19 protein-coding genes are annotated in these 17,334 nt (G+C 53.9%); 6 read left to right on the top strand and 13 right to left on the bottom strand.

The genetic code is table 11. The features are described from left to right. Positions 1 to 26 precede the first annotated feature (26 nt). The 3 genes from NG42_RS03805 to iolE are packed head-to-tail and all read right to left on the bottom strand — an operon-like array spanning position 27 to position 3,177. Positions 27 to 1,058, bottom strand: coding sequence for a Gfo/Idh/MocA family protein (locus tag NG42_RS03805; RefSeq protein WP_052897942.1), 1,032 nt, complete (start codon positions 1,056 to 1,058; stop codon positions 27 to 29). Between the two features lie 32 nt (positions 1,059 to 1,090). Beyond that, positions 1,091 to 2,263: a Gfo/Idh/MocA family protein gene (locus NG42_RS03800; RefSeq protein ID WP_052897941.1), complete on the bottom strand. Its 1,173-nt coding sequence runs from the start codon at positions 2,261 to 2,263 to the stop codon at positions 1,091 to 1,093. Then, positions 2,248 to 3,177, bottom strand: coding sequence for a myo-inosose-2 dehydratase (iolE, locus tag NG42_RS03795; protein ID WP_052897940.1), 930 nt, complete (start codon positions 3,175 to 3,177; stop codon positions 2,248 to 2,250). Before iolE ends, NG42_RS03800 begins: the two co-directional genes overlap by 16 nt. A 182-nt stretch (positions 3,178 to 3,359) precedes the next feature. Between iolE and NG42_RS03790 the strand changes: the two genes are divergently transcribed. Beyond that, on the top strand, positions 3,360 to 3,653 hold the full coding sequence (locus tag NG42_RS03790) for an Rdx family protein (protein WP_052897939.1): 294 nt from the start codon (positions 3,360 to 3,362) through the stop codon (positions 3,651 to 3,653). A gap of 8 nt (positions 3,654 to 3,661) precedes the next feature. Here the strand turns inward: NG42_RS03790 and NG42_RS03785 are convergent, their stop codons facing one another. From NG42_RS03785 to emtA, 4 genes are all read right to left on the bottom strand, one after another. Beyond that, a complete protein-coding gene (locus tag NG42_RS03785) occupies positions 3,662 to 4,642 on the bottom strand; it encodes a LacI family DNA-binding transcriptional regulator (protein ID WP_052897938.1) in 981 nt (326 codons plus the stop codon). A gap of 54 nt (positions 4,643 to 4,696) precedes the next feature. Then, positions 4,697 to 5,761, bottom strand: a complete 1,065-nt coding sequence (locus NG42_RS03780) for a sugar phosphate isomerase/epimerase family protein (protein WP_052898023.1) — start codon at positions 5,759 to 5,761, stop codon at positions 4,697 to 4,699. A gap of 25 nt (positions 5,762 to 5,786) precedes the next feature. Then, a complete protein-coding gene (locus NG42_RS03775) occupies positions 5,787 to 7,016 on the bottom strand; it encodes an MFS transporter (RefSeq protein WP_052897937.1) in 1,230 nt (409 codons plus the stop codon). A gap of 200 nt (positions 7,017 to 7,216) precedes the next feature. Continuing rightward, on the bottom strand, positions 7,217 to 7,843 hold the full coding sequence (gene emtA / locus NG42_RS03770; protein ID WP_082203825.1) for a membrane-bound lytic murein transglycosylase EmtA: 627 nt from the start codon (positions 7,841 to 7,843) through the stop codon (positions 7,217 to 7,219). Positions 7,844 to 8,079: 236 nt separating this feature from the next. On the opposite strand from emtA, the gene ldcA reads away from it, so the two are divergent. Next, positions 8,080 to 9,003, top strand: coding sequence for a muramoyltetrapeptide carboxypeptidase (gene ldcA / locus NG42_RS03765; RefSeq protein ID WP_052898021.1), 924 nt, complete (start codon positions 8,080 to 8,082; stop codon positions 9,001 to 9,003). A gap of 28 nt (positions 9,004 to 9,031) precedes the next feature. Then, positions 9,032 to 9,694: an MBL fold metallo-hydrolase gene (locus tag NG42_RS03760; RefSeq protein WP_052897936.1), complete on the top strand. Its 663-nt coding sequence runs from the start codon at positions 9,032 to 9,034 to the stop codon at positions 9,692 to 9,694. Positions 9,695 to 9,784: 90 nt separating this feature from the next. Here the strand turns inward: NG42_RS03760 and NG42_RS03755 are convergent, their stop codons facing one another. Together NG42_RS03755 and NG42_RS03750 are read right to left on the bottom strand one after the other, a co-directional pair. Continuing rightward, positions 9,785 to 10,204 (bottom strand): GNAT family N-acetyltransferase, encoded by a 420-nt coding sequence (locus tag NG42_RS03755; protein WP_052897935.1) that lies wholly within the window; start codon positions 10,202 to 10,204, stop codon positions 9,785 to 9,787. A 71-nt stretch (positions 10,205 to 10,275) separates the two neighbouring features. Further along, positions 10,276 to 10,659 (bottom strand): hypothetical protein, encoded by a 384-nt coding sequence (locus NG42_RS03750; RefSeq protein ID WP_052897934.1) that lies wholly within the window; start codon positions 10,657 to 10,659, stop codon positions 10,276 to 10,278. 208 nt (positions 10,660 to 10,867) lie between these two features. Here NG42_RS03750 and NG42_RS03745 point away from each other — a divergent pair, with 208 nt between their 5' ends. Both NG42_RS03745 and NG42_RS03740 read left to right on the top strand, forming a co-directional pair. Continuing rightward, on the top strand, positions 10,868 to 11,080 hold the full coding sequence (locus NG42_RS03745) for a KTSC domain-containing protein (protein WP_052897933.1): 213 nt from the start codon (positions 10,868 to 10,870) through the stop codon (positions 11,078 to 11,080). Positions 11,081 to 11,267: 187 nt separating this feature from the next. Further along, positions 11,268 to 11,990, top strand: coding sequence for a dienelactone hydrolase family protein (locus NG42_RS03740; RefSeq protein WP_052897932.1), 723 nt, complete (start codon positions 11,268 to 11,270; stop codon positions 11,988 to 11,990). 33 nt (positions 11,991 to 12,023) lie between these two features. Here the strand turns inward: NG42_RS03740 and NG42_RS03735 are convergent, their stop codons facing one another. Next, positions 12,024 to 13,046, bottom strand: coding sequence for an alpha/beta fold hydrolase (locus NG42_RS03735; RefSeq protein ID WP_052897931.1), 1,023 nt, complete (start codon positions 13,044 to 13,046; stop codon positions 12,024 to 12,026). 170 nt (positions 13,047 to 13,216) lie between these two features. Between NG42_RS03735 and dld the strand changes: the two genes are divergently transcribed. After that, complete coding sequence (gene dld / locus NG42_RS03730) at positions 13,217 to 14,911, top strand: D-lactate dehydrogenase (RefSeq protein ID WP_052897930.1); 1,695 nt, start codon at positions 13,217 to 13,219, stop codon at positions 14,909 to 14,911. Positions 14,912 to 14,960: 49 nt separating this feature from the next. Here dld and NG42_RS03725 read toward each other — a convergent pair whose 3' ends face one another. From NG42_RS03725 to NG42_RS03715, 3 genes are all read right to left on the bottom strand, one after another. After that, complete coding sequence (locus NG42_RS03725; protein WP_052897929.1) at positions 14,961 to 15,206, bottom strand: hypothetical protein; 246 nt, start codon at positions 15,204 to 15,206, stop codon at positions 14,961 to 14,963. Between the two features lie 138 nt (positions 15,207 to 15,344). Next, a complete protein-coding gene (locus tag NG42_RS03720) occupies positions 15,345 to 16,616 on the bottom strand; it encodes a cytosine permease (RefSeq protein ID WP_052897928.1) in 1,272 nt (423 codons plus the stop codon). A 23-nt stretch (positions 16,617 to 16,639) separates the two neighbouring features. Next, complete coding sequence (locus NG42_RS03715) at positions 16,640 to 17,326, bottom strand: helix-turn-helix transcriptional regulator (RefSeq protein ID WP_052897927.1); 687 nt, start codon at positions 17,324 to 17,326, stop codon at positions 16,640 to 16,642. Between the last annotated feature and the right edge of the window lie 8 nt (positions 17,327 to 17,334).

Raw genomic sequence — 17,334 nt, 5'->3', positions numbered from 1 at the left:
GGGCGACATTTGTCGCCCTGTCGCCATCAGCGTTCTTCGTTAAATACGACACCGATCTGTCGGCGCACCTCATCCATTACCGACAGCGTCAGCAATGAGGTGGCAAGCGGCCGCACCGGTGAGTCCGTCAGCCCTTGCCCGACACACCAGGCAAAATGCTCAGCTTCATAACTCAGCTGCGCATAGCGGTTAAGCGGCTCTTCCCAGCGTAGTACTTTGCCGCCCTGGCTTGAGGTCAGGGTAAACGCGCCCGGCGCGTAAAACTGTCCGTCCATCACGATAGTCGCGTCACGTCCGGCAATCACCGCCCCGCCTGGCGTATTGCTGAATAAGGTGGTGTTGAGCACCGAATGCATCCCGTTGCCGTGGGTCAGCAGCATAGATGCCTGACCATTCACGCCACCGGGCGCGGGCTGACCGTGCGCCACAATGTTCTCCGGCGCGCCGCCCACATTAACACTCAGCCCAATCAGGTAGCTGCCGAGATCGAGCATTGGGCCGCCTGCCAGCGCCTGATTAAAAATACGATGATCGGGGGTAAAAAACTCGCCGTGATCGGCAATCAGGGTATGCAGATCCCCTAAAACGCCGTCTGCCAGCAGTTGACGTAACACAGCATATTTAGGCGTAAAATCGCACCACATCGCCTCCATACAGAGTACGCCCTGCTGTTGCGCCAGCTGCTGAAGCTCGGTGGCCTCGCGGGCATTGAGCGCCAGCGGTTTTTCAATCAGCGTATGTTTACCGGCCTTCAGTACCTTCAGGCCATCCGGATAATGATGGTTATGCGGCGTGGCGATATACACCGCGTCGAGATCGGGCAGCGCCAGCATCTGATCAACATCAGTAAACACCCGGAGAATATCCCATTTTTCGGCAAACGCCTGGCCTTTTTGCTGACTGCGGGACGAGACCGCCACCAGCTGCTGAGAAGTCTGCTGGCGTAATGCCCGGGCAAAGTGGTCGGCAATCCAGCCGGGACCGATAATCCCCCAGCGCAATGCTGGAATGCTGCCGGATGCCGGAAGACGCGGAGTCGGAAGTGAAGAAGGAAACATACTTTCTCCTGTTACTGAAAATAATGGAGGATTTAGTCAGCGGCCACCGGCGTCCAGCTGCGGGACACCATCGACTGTTCAATCGCCGTCAGGATCTGCTGATTCTCCAGGCCAAAAGCAAAATTCGGATAACAGTCATGATCGCTACAGATACCCTGAACCAGGTCGTGGACTTCGATCACTTTGATATCGAAGTATCCGAGGCCACCGCCGCCAAAATCAAAGCCAAAGAAGCCGGAATAAGCCGGGATCTGACTACCGGCATACAGCGTTTTAAAGCCGCGATCGTGTTTGTCATCGCTAAAGCGATAGAGTTGCAGTTCATTAAAGCGTTCGCCGTCCATATACAGGGTGCCCTCCGTCCCGGAGACTTCCCAGAACACGCCAAAGATGCGCCCGGCAGCAATGCGCGACGCCTCAATCACCCCCGACGCGCCGCTGTGGAAGTTCACCAGGCACTGCACCTGATCGTCGTTTTCCACTTCACGCATCTCCGCATGGGTATCAATGCGGCTGGCGTAACCGGCATCCACCTGCGGGACCGGCCGCTGACGCAGAAAGGTCTGGGCGCTGGCGGTCACTTCACTGATGCCACCCATCAGAAACTGCGCGACCGACAGGGTATGCGCGCCTAAATCGCCGAGCGCACCGCTGCCCCCCAGGGTTTTCGAACAGCGCCATGACCAGGGCAGCGTAGGGTCATTGTAGAACCCCTGGTCAAAGGTCCCGCGAAAGCGCACCGGGGTGCCGATATCACCGCGTTCAATTATCTGCCGCGCCAGCAGCGCCGCTGGCGTTTTGATATTGTTAAACGCCACCATGGTTTTGACTCCGGCGCGACGTGCCGCTTCGGTCATCTCACGCGCCTGCTGCGAATTGACCGCCAGCGGTTTTTCGCAGTAAACGTGCTTGCCGGCCTTTATCGCCGCAATTGCCATCTCAAAATGCAGATGGTTGGGCGACGTGATATCCACCACATCGACGTCGCTGTCGTTTACCAGATCGCGCCAGTCGCCATAGGCTTTTTGCGCGCCAAAGCGCGTGGCCGACGCGTCGGCCATTGGTTGATCCTGGTCCGCGACCGCATACAGCACCGGCCGTTTCGGCAGATCGGGCCAGATCATCGCGGCGCGACGATAGGCATCGGCATGTGCCTGTCCCATAAAACCCGAACCAATCAGGCCGATATTCAGTGTGTTACGCATGATGCGGTCTCCACGGCAAGGCTGACGCCGAATTGCTGACTGACCCAGCGTGCGGCGCGGGTGGCGGTGGCTAGCGGCGGCGCAGTATCCGGATCCTGTTCGGCCTCAACAATCAGCCAGCCCTGATAGCCTGAGTGGCGGACAAACTCAATCAGCGGACGGTAATCAATGCAGCCCTCACCGGGCACGGTAAATAATCCGGCGCGTACCGCGTCGTTAAAGCTCAAATCTTCGGTTTGAATGCGTTCGAGGATCGCCGGGCGAACATCTTTCAGATGGATATGCACAATGCGCTGAGCATATTTTTTCAACACGGCGGCAATATTCACGCCTGCGGCATAGCCGTGGCCGGAATCCAGCACCAGACCGACGTTATGGCTGGTATGCTGCAAGAAACTGTCCAGCTCATCGTCATGTTCCACCAGCATCATCAGATGGTGGTGATAGGCCAGCTTCAGATCATAATCACGCAGTAAAATATCGGCAAAGGCATTCACTTTGGCGGCATAACTTGCCAGATCGACAGCGCTTAGCCGTGGTGACAACGACAGCGGCTCATCGAGCGGCGTCGCCCCTGGCAGCTGACCGCATTCGCCATATACCATCACTTTTGCACCAAGCTGATGCAGCAAATCGGCGTGCTCGCGCACCGCCTCAACTTCCTCATCGACACTGCGATCGGCGAGAAAACCGCTGTGCCAGCCCGATGCCAGTTGTAATCCGGCGGTGGATAACAGCGGCGCAAGCTCAGCTGCCCGACGGGGAAATTTACGTCCCAGCTCAATGCCGCGATAGCCCGCCTGCGCCGCCTGTTGCAGGCAGGTTTCCAGCGGAATATCGCCCCCTAAATCTTCCAGCACATCATTGGTCCAGCACAACGGGCTGACCCCGAGTTGTACAGCGACTGCCTTCATCTGAGTTCTCCTGAGTGATCCTGACCTCACTATAGGCAACCGTCAGGTCACTTCGGTATCGCTTTAATGATGGAAAACCCTCAACTGTTGATGGCAGAAATGAAAAAGCTGATAAGCCCGCGACGATCGGGCAAACTGACCGTTTCGTAATTCAGATAAATGTCAAAATCAGGATGTTAATGATGAAAACTCTGCCCGTGGTGACGATTACCTATTGTTCACAATGCAACTGGCTGTTACGTGCCGCGTGGATGTCGCAGGAACTGTTAAGTACTTTCAGTACCGATCTGGCGCAGGTGACATTAATCCCGGCTACCGGCGGGATTTATCAGATAACCGTTGATGATCAGCTGATTTGGGATCGGAAAACCATGGGCGGTTTTCCGGATGCGGCTGAGATTAAGCGACGAGTTCGCTCACAGTGTTTCCCTGAACGGGAACTGGGGCATATTGATAAGCCGCGCAGCGAGCCATAATTCAGCAATCAGGCACTGGCACGCACAACCAACTGCCAGTCCATCATGATACGTTCGGCGGGCGATTGCGGTTTGTCGATCTTTTGCAGCAGCAGCGTAAAGGCTTTACGGCCAATATCTCGCGAAGGCTGGGCGATAGTGGTTAACGGTGGCGACACCATTTCCGCTAACTCGCTGCCATCAAAACCGGCCACCGCGATATCCTGCGGCACCCGTAATCCGCGCTGAAAAATTGCCGACATGGCGCCAGCAGCCAGCGTATCCGACACCGCAAACACCGCGTCAGGCCGCTGTTCGCCAGCCAGTAATGTTGCCATCGCGCGTTTTCCGGCGCTGAAACTTAACTCACTGGCGTAAGTGACCGCCTGCCACTCCAGCTGACTGCTCTGCAACTGCTGCAGATAACCTTGCTGGCGCAACCGGGCGTATTTGTAGCTAAGATCGTGGTTAATTAACGCAATCCGTCGGTGCCCCTTGCCCGCCAGGTAACGCACCACCTGTTGTGAAGCCTCGATATCGCTGATTCCGACACAAGAGATATCACCGGCATCAGCATATTCCGCACACTGAACCCAGGGAGTGACGCCAATCAGCTGCGTCAGTTCGGGCAACTTGCTGAAGGCATCCATAGTAATGATGCCATCGACCATTTTACCAGCCAGCAATTGCAGGCTGGAGCGCGAGCGTTCGATGTCAGAACCTGAATTGCACAACAATATACGGTAGCCGTTTTGCTCGGCCTGCTCCTCAATGCCCTTGACCACTTCGGCGCAAAACGGGTTAGAAATATCAGAAACCATCACGAGGATCATCGAACTGCGAGCGGTGCGTAACTGACGTGCTAACAGATTCGGCTGGTAGTTACTTTCGCTGATGGCCTGCAGGACTTTGGTGCGATTTTTTTCTTTCACTGAATCACTGTTATTCAGCACCCGTGAAACCGTAGCAACAGACACGCCCGCCAGACGGGCGATTTTTTGAATGGACATGAGGAACACACTTCCTGCAAGCAAACTGATGGCAGACAGGCTACCATAAATATATCAGTCGATCTGGTTTAGCCCCAGTAGCGCCCGCACGCTGGCTGAGCCAACGTCCCTGGCCGCAAAGTCATCAAAGGCCCGATCGGCGACCGGAATAATATGGCGCTGAATAAATTCGGCTCCTTCACGCGCGCCGCTGTCGGCGTCTTTCAGGCAGCATTCCCACTCCAGTACCGCCCAGCCGTCATAGTCGTATTGGGCCAGCTTGCTGAAAATCCCCCTGAAATCGATCTGCCCGTCACCCGGCGAGCGGAAGCGCCCGGCCCGATCAATCCAACGCTGATAGCCGCCATACACGCCGCTGCGTCCGTTAGGCAGATATTCCGCATCCTTAACGTGAAAGGCTTTAATACGCGAATGATAGATATCAATAAACTGCAAATAATCAATATGTTGCAGATGGAGATGACTGGGATCGAACAAAATATTGCAGCGCGGATGCTGATTCACTGACGCCAGAAAGCGTTCAAATGTCACACCATCATGCAGATCTTCACCCGGATGTATTTCGTAACAGACATCCACCCCCTGGCGGTCAAACTCATCCAGCACCGGCAGCCAGCGACGTGCCAGTTCGGCAAACGCTTCATTCAGCAATTGCGCATTGTGTGGCGGCCATGGATAGAGGTAAGGCCAGGCGAGGGAGCCGGAAAAGGTCGCATGTGCGCGGAGGCCAAGTTTCGCCGATGCCACCGCCGCACGCTTCACCGTATCGATGGCCCATTCGGTACGACGGGCGTTGTTGCCGCGTACCGCAGCGGGTGCAAAGCTGTCGAATGCCACATCATGCGCCGGATGCACCGCAATCAGTTGCCCTTCCAGATGCGTCGACAGCTCGCTCACCATCAGGCCATAGTTTGCCAGCAGTCCGCTCACTTCATCACAATAAGTCTGACTGGCTGCCGCTTTTTCCAGATCGAATATTGCCGGGTGATTACAGGGGATCTGTAACGCCTGATAACCCAGACCTGATGCCCACTTCGCCAGCCCTTCCAGCGAGTTATACGGTGCCTGATGACGAATAAACTGCGATAAAAAAATGCCCGGACCTTTTAATGTTTTCATATCCACCTCCAACAAAGAAACCCTCTTAGTCCCGATATTTGAACGAGAAGAGGAAAATAATGGCGATCGCCGCAGCCGCAACCGCCGGGATCCACCAGAACAGCGCCCAGTTTGCCGCTGAGACCTGACCGGCGACCAGATTGTTATACAGCGCGCCGGAAATCTGCGAGCCGAGCAACATGCCGATGCCATAAGTAAACATCACCACCATGCTCTGCGCCTGCCCTTTTACTTTTTCACCGGCAATACGGTCGGTGTAGATAAATCCCACCACAAAGAAGAAGTCATAACAGACGCCATGCAGCAGGATGCCAAGATAGATCAGCGTGCGGGTTTCATCGTTCATTCCCAGGGCAAACAGCGCGTAACGCACGAACCAGGCGCACATGCCAATAAACAGCATGTATTTGACACCAAGACGGCGGAACAACAGCGGGATCACCAGCATAAAGAAGATTTCTGACATCTGACCGAGCGACATCACGGTGCTGACATTTTCAATACCTGCATCCGCCAGCCACGAGGCGGTAAAGGCATAATAAGTGCCGAGCGGAATGGAAATAAGCGTGGCACACAGGGCAAAGATAAAGAAATGGCGGGTTTTCAGCAGCGCGAAGGCATCGGCACACAACAGGTCGCGCAATGTAAATGGCAGCCCTTTAGCCGGTGCAGGCGTCTGTGGCAGTGTCAGGCTGTAGACCGCCAGCGCCACCGAGCAGATGGCGGCCACCGTAAAGATCGACACGCTGGCGGAAATACCGGCGACGCCGATAAAAATGCCCGCCACGATCCAGCCAATGGTGCCAAATACACGCACCACAGGAAAACTTTTGTCGCTGCTGGCCAGGCTGTGGAACGCAATATTATTGGTCAATGCCAGCGTCGGCATATAGCAAAGCGTATAACCAAACAGTAAGGCAATAAGCAGTGTGCCGTTTTCAGCGATCAGCGCCTGCGGCACGAACCACAAAATCACCGCTCCTGCCAGGTGCATCAGCGCCAGCACCCTCTGCGACGGGAAAAAACGATCCACCAGCATGCCGAGTACAAACGGAGATAATATCGACGCGATGGGCCCGGCCGAGAACGCATCGCCTATCAGTAGCGCCATATTGTGCTGCGTCATCACCAGCCCGAGAGTGACAGACCAACTGCCCCAAATAAAAAACTGCATAAACATCATCAATGACAGGCGCGGAATCAGCATCCGCTGCGGTACAGCCGGTTTATCTGAGCGTTGCGTGGTCGATACCATAGAATCCTCGCCATTAAAGTAATCGATTACATTAGAGTGAAAACTAAAGTAATCGATTACAAAATATCGAACTTTTGCGTCGATCACACTTCTGCGATCGGTTTATTTTTTACGCATCAAATGAGTTTCAGGGGGCATCCGGCAGCCCTGCCGCGTGGAAAAGTGGGTCGTCGCTGGCAATGCCGTGACGACCCGCCAGTTTAAATGGTGCGGTATGCAGTGGTGACTTTCCACAGGTAGCGCGGCGCCTGGGCTGCCGGGTGCTTGTCATGCACGTGCTGATAAAACTCCTGCGGCGTCAGATCGTTGATCATCGCAATCGCGCGCTGACGATCGGAAGAGAAGGTCCGCAACAGCGCACCGGCACCATTGGCGTAAGAGACGATCGTGGCATAGCGCAGGGTCTCGGGGTCGCGGATCCCTGCCAGCTGTTTCGACTGTAAAATCCGCAAATAGGCAGTGCCAATGTCGATATTTTTCGCCGGATCGCGCAGCTCTGAACCGCTGGGTTGACCGTGTCGCCCCTGAGCACGGTACACTTCGCGCCCGGCAGTAGAGGCTTTAATCTGCATTAAACCCACGGCATTCGAACGGCTGACCACCGTTGGATTGCCGCCAGATTCGACGCTGATAATGGCAGTAATCAGCCGCTCATCAACGCCATAGTGGCTGGCGGCGTTTTCCGTAAACATTGACCAGGCCTGAGAAACTTTTTGCGGCGGGGCTTTGGTTAACGGTGTTTGTCGCTCCGCAGGCGCATGCTGCGGTTTTTCACCGGCGCATCCCGCCAGTAACAGTGCACATAAAATCAGCGATCGGGTTTTCACGCTATTCTCTTCCTCGGAGCCACTTAATCGCGCTCAATCATACTGACTGACCTGGTATTAAATATTGCCGTTTATCTGAATTGCTTTGAAAACAGTGGTCAGTGGTGACTTCACGCCCGCTTTTCGTCATCATCAGCTGAATTTGACAGCAAAGTGTGGCAAATAATTCAAAGCATGCCGTTAATTTTTGCACCACTGGTGATAAATGATCGCGTAAAGGGAGATAACCGAACATGATGTCTGCAACGTCTCGCACCCTTCGTCTGGTTGCGCCCAGCGGCTATTGTCAGAATCAGGCGGCTGCCCGACTGGGTATCGAACGCCTCCGCGCCCAGGGGCATCAGATTGAAAACAGCGCGGTGATTGAGCGCCGCTTTCAGCGCTTTGCGGGTGATGATCAGCAACGGCTGAATGATATTAATGACCTCGCCAGCCTGCACGAGCTTCCCGATATTGTGCTGGCAGTACGCGGCGGTTATGGCGTCAGTCGTTTGCTGGATAAGGTCAATTACCCGGCGTTAAAACAGCGCCTGAGCGGACAACCGCTGGCTATCTGTGGCCACAGCGATTTTACCGCGCTGCAACTGGCGCTGTTAAGCCGCTGCGGATTGATCAGCTTTAGCGGCCCGATGCTGGCTGGTAATTTCGGTGCAGAGACATTATCCCCATTCACCGAACGCCATTTCTGGCAGGCGATCACTACGCCACAGTTCACGATTGACTGGACCACCGACACGCCGGATTGCCACGCCAGCGGTACACTCTGGGGCGGTAACCTGGCAATGATTGCTTCGCTGGTGGGCACACCGTGGCTGCCCCAGTTTGACGACGGCATTCTGGTGATCGAGGACGTTAATGAACATCCGTTCCGCACCGAGCGTATGCTGTTGCAACTGCATCAGAGCGGTATTCTCGCCCGTCAGCGCGCGATTATTACCGGCAGTTTTACCGGAGCAACACTCAGCGAATATGACCAGGGCTTTGATTTTTCCAGCGTCTGGAACGGCATTTGTCAGCTGACCGGTCTGCCGGTGATCACCGGGCTGGATTTTGGTCACGACTATAATACCGTGACGCTACCGCTGGGTGCGCGGGCAACAGTACAGGTCAGTGGCGGAACCAGCCAGTTGACTCTCAGCGGACATCCGACGCTGCGATAAGCCGTTCACACCATCAGGAAAAAACACGATGAAGCCGCTTTACGAAGATCTGTGGATTTCGACCCCGGAATTTCCGGCGGCAGAACAACAGCCCGAACTGATGATGCACGGCTTTATGCTGCGCCATCCGCGCGGCAACTTGCTGATTTCACGCGTTGAGCATCCGCAAGACCATAACGCGTTAGCCGATCTCGGCGGCGTGATGCGGCACTATCTGACCCACTGGCATGAAGCGGCACCCGGCGCGCTGGCCATTCAGCAGCGCTTTAACAATCCGCTTTATTGCCATGCGCGCTCCCTCGGGCCGGTCAGTCGGGTGGTAGAACCGGATGCCACTTTTATGGCGCAGGAAAGTCACTTCGGTGATTTTCATATCCTGCCCTCACCTGGCCATACGCCCGGCAGCTGTAGCTATTTCTACCACTCGCCGTGGGGCAAACGTTATTTGTTTGTCGGCGATACTCTGACTCAGGATCAGAGCGGCTGGAGGACGTTAATTGTGGCGGAAAGCAATCTGAATGATCTGCACAACACGCTGGCGCGCTACCGGACATTACAGCCGGATGTGGTACTGATGAGCAGCACCCGTGGACATCTGTCATGGCAGGAAGTCAACGCGGAGCAGTGGCAACAGGCGATTAACGAGGCGGAGCGGTCGCCACTGGATGTGCGCGACGGCCCAAGTGGGTAATTGGCAGGTTGCTGGAATTCCACAGAGGAGCCATTTTCGGCTCCCGTCCTGATGGCATAAACAGTGCCTGGAGGACAATATCTGCTCGCCTCAGACCTTAAGCGACTTGGTCAGATAGTGGCGCTGATGCACACGCGGATAGTTGTCGAGGGAAAAGCACAGCTGGTAGCCCTGCTTTTCATAGAACGGACGCGCCTGAAAACTGGCGGTATCGACCTGGGCATAGCAACATCCACGCGCACGCGCTTCCTGCTCTGCGGCCGCAATCAGCTGACCACCCACTCCCTGCCCGCGCAACGTGTCGCTGACCCACAACATATCAATTCGCAACCAGTTTCCCGCCGTCGAGCCAGTTAAGCCTGCGAGTTTCTTGCCGTTATCATCGGTAAAAAACAGCGCAATCGGCTTAATTTCATCGATATTGATATATTGCGCATTAAAGCTAATCAGCCCGGCTTTCACTTCATCCAAATCTTGCTGACTGGGTGTGGCGGTAATCGTTAGTTGCATATTGCTTCTCCTTAAGAGGCTGAAATAGCTCAAATGTGTGCCCTGTGATACCGCGCCTGACCAGAATGCCGTCAGGAGTGGTTCTGCACCGATCCATCATAACGCTCCAGCGAAATCGCATCAGTCTGGCGATCGCGGGTACGTGAACATGACACTAATTCACTACTGCCATTAAAAGCAAAAAAGGTTTCACCGGAACTTTTATCAACGATCAGCTGGTCGCCATTGCGAAAACGGGTGATGGTGACGTTATCGCCACCGTTGATTTGCGAACGCTGTTTACCGGCAGCCACCTGAAAGTGATGATTCGGCCACATTGCCGTCGTCAGACCATACTGCGCGCGCGAGATGGTCATGGTGGCGCGCCCCGGGCAGGTTATCTGAAATTCGCTGTCGCTGTGAGCAGGAAATGCGCTGAAAACCAGCAGACAGGCTGCCAGTGATTTGATGGACATGATTTTTATTCTCCGCTGCCGATGTTTTCTCTCTGAATTTACGCATTATTTTGCCATTCCAGCTTAGCACAGCCAAAAAAGTGCTTCCGGAAAAATCTGATGGCGAAAAAATAAGCTAATATTAATGAGCAAAATTTGACCAACTTTATGACATTCAGCACCCTGACGTCACAGGATAACCAGGTCGGGTTGCCAGGAGGGGCTATCAATGAAACGACGTAGTGTTAATTCATCTAAAATTCATACTGTTGCCTATGATATGGAAAATAAGCTGCTGGAAATTGAATTTCAACAGCGTGATATTTATCGTTACCAGCAGGTTCCGTTGACGGTATTCCATCTGCTGATGGCTGCCGAGTCAAAGGGGCAATTTTTCGCTGAAAATATCAGACATCATTATCCCGCTAATCGGATTGGCTGATCTCACCGGGAGCGGGAAGCGCCGCCAGGCCTCCCCGCTCTGCTGCCTTGCATCGTCATACCTGACGACACGCCTGATAACAAATTAACGATCTTAATAACAATATCAAGGTGTTGTTCTCTGCCCTGCGGTTTAAAATCACCGGCAGTCAGAATTCCACAACCATCGCCCGCAATAAGAGGCCGTTATGAGTAATATTGAAGTTAAAAGCATCGACTACCAGGCGCAGGGGGACGCGCTACAGGGGCGTCTGGTCTATCAGCGCGGCCAGCAGGCTAAACAACCGGGTCTGGTGATGGCACCCAACTGGATGGGCGTCAGCGATAACGCGGTCGAGCTGGTAAAACAGGTGGTGGAACAGGGTTACGTGGTACTGATCGCCGACCTGTACGGCACAGATGTACGGCCGACCAATGGCGAACAGGCGGGTGCGGCGATGATGGCGGTAAAAGATCAGCCGCAGGAACGTGCACGCATGCAGGCAGCGCTGGATACGCTGATCGCGCAGACTGATGCGCCGGTCGACCCGCAAAATGTCGCCGCATTTGGTTTCTGCTTTGGCGGACACTGTGTACTGGAGCTGGCACGCAGCGGCGCGGCATTGAAAGCGGCACTGTCATTCCACGGCTCGCTGGACACCACCGACCCTGATGGCGCGAAAAACATTAGCGCTTCCGTGCTGGTGCTGGATGGCGCAGAAGATCCGCTGGTACCGCGTGAGCAATTACCTGCCTTTGCGGCAGAGATGACCGCAGCTGGCGTCGACTGGCAACTGCTGAGCTTCGGTGGCGCAGTCCACTCGTTCACCGATCCGCATGCCAATGTCGCAGGCGTCAGCATGTATCATCCGAAAGTCAGCCAGCGCGCCTTCCAGGCGATGTACACTCTGCTGGATGAAGTGATGTCCTGATAGTACCGGCGCGCCAGTAAATTCAGGGCGCGCCTAAAACCACTCTTTATGCGGTGGGTGTGCTAACGCCTCAATCAGTTTCTGATGAAATGCCCCAGGATCTTCCATCTGAGGCGCATGTCCCATCCCCGGGAAGCTGATCAGCTTCGCATGGGGAATCATTCCCGCCACCTCTTTGCCCAACAGATTGTAGTGACCAATGCGCGCTTTAACCTCGGCTGGCGCGATATCACTGCCAATGGCGGTAGTGTCTGCGGTGCCAATCATCAGAGTGGTCGGCATCAGCAGATCTTTAAATTCATACCAGACCGGCTGGGTAAAAATCATGTCGTAAATCAGCGCCGAGTTCCATGCCACCCGCTGTTTACCGGGGCCATTATTCAGCCCCGCCAACATCTCGACCCATTGGTCATACTCCGGTTTCCACTTGCCGACATAATAGGTTTTCAGCTCGTACTGCTTGATGCTTTCGGCGCTGAGTTTTAGTTCACGCTGATACCACTGATCGACACTGCGCCATGGCACCCCTTTCGCTTTCCAGTCTTCCAGCCCAATCGGGTTCACCAGCACCAGCTGTTCGACGCTTTTTGGATACATCAGACTGTAACGCGTCGCCAGCATACCGCCGGTGGAGTGGCCGATAATTATCGCTTTCGGGACATTAAGCTGAGCCAGCAGCGCGTGGGTATTTTGCGCCAGCTGCTGAAAACTGTACTGATAGCTGGTCGGTTTGGTCGAACTACAGAAACCGATCTGGTCTGGCGCAATTACCCGGTAGCCGACTTTGGTCAGTGCGGCAATCGTCTGCTGCCAGGTCGCACCACAAAAGTTTTTGCCATGCATCAACACCACCGTGTGACCGTTCGCCTTACCTGATGGCGCAACATCCATATAGCCCATCTGTAGCTGTTGTGCTTGCGAGCTAAAACTGAAGTGCTGTAACGGATAAGGCCAGCTGAAACCTTGTAACTCCTCACCGTATTGCGGTGTGGGCTGCGCGGCGACCGCCGCTGTTGTCAGCGTTGCCGTTAGCAACAGATGGCGCATTTTCAGCATGCATAAACCCTTGTTTGAATAGCCGTTACCGCCAATTTTAGCATCTAAACGACATTTTTCTTGTTACGCAGTTGTTACAATAGTTGATGCATCAACCGAGCTGCCCGGCTATAAAGGCATCTGACAGCGAAAAAAACAGTGACAGTGGATTGATTCAGGAGCAGTTTTTGATGGCGAAGGATTCAGAAATACTCACTCAGTTGCAAAGTATCCTGGCAAATGACCAGCTGCTGACCCGCGACGATGATAAAGCGTATTACACCAAAGGTTTTCGTGTCGGCAAAGGACAGGCGCTGGCGGTGGCGATTCCGCAGTCGCTGATGCAGCTGTGGCAAGTGCTACAGGCCTGCGTGGCCTGCGACAAAATTATTCTGATGCAGGCTTCGAATACCGGTGTGACCGGCGGCTCGACGCCTGACGGCAGCGATTACGATCGTGAGATTATTATTGTCAGTACCCGTCGGATTAAAGGGGTGCAGGTCATTGATGATGCACAGCAGATTATTGCCTTTCCTGGCAGTACCCTGACCGAGCTGGAGAATGCCCTGAAGCCGCACCATAAAGAGCCGCATTCCGTGATTGGCTCCTCCTGCATTGGAGCCTCGGTGATTGGCGGTGTGTGTAACAACTCCGGTGGTTCCCTGATTCGCCGTGGCCCGGCTTTTACCGAAAAATCGCTGTTTGCGCAAATCAATCCCGACGGCAGTCTCTCGCTGGTCAATCATCTGGGGGTCGATCTTGGGAACACCGCCGAAGAGATGATTACCCGACTGGAGCAGCAGCAATACACCACCGGCACTGCCGTCGACTGGGAAGGCAAAATCTGGGCCGATGATTACGCGGCGATTTTGCGCGATACCGCCGCATCGACGCCGACGCGCTATAACGGTAATCCGCAGTATCTGCATGACAGCTCCGGCAGCGCGGGCAAAGTCGCGGTGTTTGCGGTGCGCTTGTCCACCTTTGAGGCCAGCGATAAAACCGAGAGTTTTTATATCGGCACTAATGATGAAGGCGAACTGGTTGAACTTCGCCGCTATCTGCTGGAAAACCTGAGTGAACTGCCGTTACAGGCGGAGTACATTCACCGCAATGCTTTTGATCTGACGGTGCGCTACGCCAGGCATATGTACTGGGCGATCAACCGGCTCGGCCCGGAAGCGCTACCCTCGCTGATGGCCAACAAAGCGAAGTGGGATGTACGGGTGAAAAAGCTGCGCGTGTTGCCGACCAACTTTGTCGACCGGGTGCTGCAACTGGTGAATACTCTGACCCCGAAAATGGTGGCGAAGCGGATCCTCGATTATCGAGACAGTTTCGAGCATCATCTGATGATTAAAGCCGACGCGCGCCACGCTGCTGAACTGCAAAACCTGCTAAGCCAGTTTTTCGCCGCTAAATCCGGGCAGTTTTTCCGCTGCGATGCGCGCGAAGAAAAGGATGCGTTTCTGGTACGTTTTGGCGTGGGGGGGTGCACCATTTCGTATTGCGACTATCACGGCATCAGTGCCGATCGGCGGCTGATCGCCTTCGACGTCGCGCTGCGTCGTAATGACAGCCAGTGGCGCATCGAATTACCGCCAGAGTTACAGGCGCAGGTACTGGAAGACTCATGCTGCGGCCATTTCTTCTGCTTTGTGAATCACCAGGATTACATTCTGAAAGCCGGTGTGGATGCGCAACAGTTTAAGCATCAGGTGCTGGAATATCTTGATCAGCGCGGTGCGCGCTATCCAGCCGAGCACAATGTCGGTCATCTGTATCATGCATCGGGAGAATATGAGCAGCACCTGCGTCATCTCGATCCGACCAACAGCTGCAATCCCGGCATTGGGAAAACCAGTAAGAAGAAATTCTGGCAGTAATCGATATCAGCCCCTCCCCTGATGCACGCGGTGCGCAGGGGAGAACCATTCAGATGGTTTCAGTCAGTTTATCGACAATCACCTTTCCACCCATATCGGTCTGAGTGATGCGGTAATTCACCGGATAAGAACGCCGGGTACTCATCTTATCAAACAGTGAAACCAGCCCCTTGCGTTCGCCATCTTTTCCGACGATCAGCCATTCAGAGATCTGTTCCTGTCCGCGGTTTTTCACATGCGTCACTTGTTGTTGCAGCTGGTCATCAGCATCCAGTTTTAAATAATCACGTAACATTTTTAATCTCTCCGGTTAACGGCAGCTACTATAAACTTTTATCTAATCGCTTCAATCGAATTTATTTATCGATGTACCTTCAGCCTCTGCCAGTCGTCCTTACCGGGCAAAAAAAAACCCTCCGAAGAGGGTTTTGCTTTAACGTGTTCTGAGGCACTTTTTCACCAGCCAGTAGATGACCCCGGCGGCCACTAACGAATTGATGGTGGGAACGCCCCAACTGGCGCTCAGACCGATAATACTGCCGATGATACTGGCGATAATCGCACTCCAGCCAATCACCGGCGTCTCCACCGGCAGTGCACCGATTTTTTTGCTGTCGTCTAACGCTTTCCGGTGGCTGCGCAACAGATAATAATCCACCAGCATAATGCTGATGATTGGCGGGAACACCACGCCAAGCAGCGTCAGGAAATCGACAAAGCGATCTAATATTCCCAGTACTGACAGCAGTGTACCCAGCAGGCCAATCACCACGGTGGTGGTGGTATAGCGCAGCTTTTTGCCGGTAATACCTTCAACCGCATTAACAATGCCCAGTGAAGAGGAGTAGAGATTGATATCATTCACGCGCAGGGTTGAGAAAACCACCACCAGCAAGCCGATACCGCCCGCAGTTTGCGACATGATGGTGACAACATCGGCGCTGCCCAGCGTTTTGGCGATCAGAATGGCGAGGCCATTAACAATAAATTCGCCAACGATAATGGTCAGCAGCGTGATACCCATCACCTGTTTGCCGCTTTTTGAGTAGCGGGTCAGATCCGGCGTAATCAGGCTGGCGACAATCGCCCCACCGACCACCATGGTGATCCCGGCACTCAGCGTCACCGGTTCCCCTGCGGGCAGAAGGCCAATAATCTGGCGCAGATCCACACCGGATAGCGTGGTGACCGAAATAAACGCCACCAGACAAATAAACAGCGGCACGGCAATCCTGGCGGTAAAACGTAATGCTTTAAAACCGAAGGCCACAATAATCGTCAGGAAAACACCGGTCAGGGTGGCTGCCCAGGCAAAGCTGATTTTGTCTTGCAGCGCAAAAGTGAGCGAACGAGCAAAAATGGCATTCTGAATGCCAAACCAACCTAACAAACTGACGGCCACCACCACGCCAATCAGCACCGAACCGATGCGGCCAAAGCCACACCAGCGGGCTAACAGGCTGCCCGATACGCCTTCACGCATACCGGCCAGCCCAAGGCCAAAGGTGACGATACCAAAAATCACACTGCCTGCCAGAATAGCGAGAAAAGCATCGGTCAGGCTCATTGAGTGACCCAACACCGCCCCGAGCATAAACTGGTCTAACGCGGTCAGCATACCCATATGCACTACGGCCACGCTTAGAAATGAAACTCTTTTATCCTGAGGTACCCGACTCAATGGATAATCTTCAATCTTTAACACAGTTCTCTTTCCTTGATATTGATTTAAATAAACAGAATGCCTTTTTCAATCAGGCGGTCGGGTATGTAATTATCTAAATTAGCCTCTTTGCAATACTCTTCAAACTGACGCAGAGTATGAACTCCCGCTTTCTGATAAATACTGTAAACGCGATTCTCAATCGTTTTTGGGCTGACGTTGTAGATATTTGCCATCTCTTTGGTCGACAGCCGTTGCAGCATTAAAAAGATGATATCCAGCTCGGCGCGGGTAAAAACAGTGGTGGATGCTTCGGTAGTCAGCACGCTGGGCTTTTGCTGATTGATATATATCAACGGCGACAAGGTATTCAGCGGCCTGGCATTCCATAACACGCCAATTACCTGTTTTTCTTCATTAAAAACTGGAATCTTCTCACTGATAAACGGCGTCAGCGAATCTTTACCGTACCAGTAATGCGTTTCAATCACCGCCACCCGGTTTTGCGCCAGCTCGGTCTTTTTATCGTGCTCTATTAGCGCTTCCGCACAATCGGCCCAGTCGGCGGGAAACTCTTCATCAAGCTTGCCCTCTATTTCAAAACTGGCCGGGGTATGGGTGTAGCGAAAGGCGGCCTTATTCATATAAAGGTGGCGCGATTCTAAATCCTTTATTCCCCATGGCTCATCCAGATGCTCAGTCATGGCAATCAGGGTAGAAAAATAGAGTGTATTCTTTTGAGAAGAGTCCATTCCGACCT

Source organism: Winslowiella iniecta (assembly GCF_001267535.1).
In the GTDB taxonomy this organism is placed as follows: Bacteria; Pseudomonadota; Gammaproteobacteria; order Enterobacterales; family Enterobacteriaceae; genus Erwinia; species Erwinia iniecta.
This window is presented reverse-complemented; position numbering and strand designations above follow the sequence as displayed.

Excerpts from the sequence above, each read along its gene's own strand:
- NG42_RS03805 (WP_052897942.1), bottom strand. The coding sequence starts at position 1,058 with ATGTTTCCTTCTTCACTTCCGACTCCGCGTCTTCCGGCATCCGGCAGC.
- NG42_RS03800 (WP_052897941.1), bottom strand. The coding sequence starts at position 2,263 with ATGCGTAACACACTGAATATCGGCCTGATTGGTTCGGGTTTTATGGGA.
- iolE (WP_052897940.1), bottom strand. The coding sequence starts at position 3,177 with ATGAAGGCAGTCGCTGTACAACTCGGGGTCAGCCCGTTGTGCTGGACC.
- NG42_RS03790 (WP_052897939.1), top strand. The coding sequence starts at position 3,360 with ATGAAAACTCTGCCCGTGGTGACGATTACCTATTGTTCACAATGCAAC.
- NG42_RS03785 (WP_052897938.1), bottom strand. The coding sequence starts at position 4,642 with ATGTCCATTCAAAAAATCGCCCGTCTGGCGGGCGTGTCTGTTGCTACG.
- NG42_RS03780 (WP_052898023.1), bottom strand. The coding sequence starts at position 5,761 with ATGAAAACATTAAAAGGTCCGGGCATTTTTTTATCGCAGTTTATTCGT.
- NG42_RS03775 (WP_052897937.1), bottom strand. The coding sequence starts at position 7,016 with ATGGTATCGACCACGCAACGCTCAGATAAACCGGCTGTACCGCAGCGG.
- ldcA (WP_052898021.1), top strand. The coding sequence starts at position 8,080 with ATGTCTGCAACGTCTCGCACCCTTCGTCTGGTTGCGCCCAGCGGCTAT.
- NG42_RS03760 (WP_052897936.1), top strand. The coding sequence starts at position 9,032 with ATGAAGCCGCTTTACGAAGATCTGTGGATTTCGACCCCGGAATTTCCG.
- NG42_RS03755 (WP_052897935.1), bottom strand. The coding sequence starts at position 10,204 with ATGCAACTAACGATTACCGCCACACCCAGTCAGCAAGATTTGGATGAA.
- NG42_RS03750 (WP_052897934.1), bottom strand. The coding sequence starts at position 10,659 with ATGTCCATCAAATCACTGGCAGCCTGTCTGCTGGTTTTCAGCGCATTT.
- NG42_RS03745 (WP_052897933.1), top strand. The coding sequence starts at position 10,868 with ATGAAACGACGTAGTGTTAATTCATCTAAAATTCATACTGTTGCCTAT.
- NG42_RS03740 (WP_052897932.1), top strand. The coding sequence starts at position 11,268 with ATGAGTAATATTGAAGTTAAAAGCATCGACTACCAGGCGCAGGGGGAC.
- NG42_RS03735 (WP_052897931.1), bottom strand. The coding sequence starts at position 13,046 with ATGCTGAAAATGCGCCATCTGTTGCTAACGGCAACGCTGACAACAGCG.
- dld (WP_052897930.1), top strand. The coding sequence starts at position 13,217 with ATGGCGAAGGATTCAGAAATACTCACTCAGTTGCAAAGTATCCTGGCA.
- NG42_RS03725 (WP_052897929.1), bottom strand. The coding sequence starts at position 15,206 with ATGTTACGTGATTATTTAAAACTGGATGCTGATGACCAGCTGCAACAA.
- NG42_RS03715 (WP_052897927.1), bottom strand. The coding sequence starts at position 17,326 with ATGGACTCTTCTCAAAAGAATACACTCTATTTTTCTACCCTGATTGCC.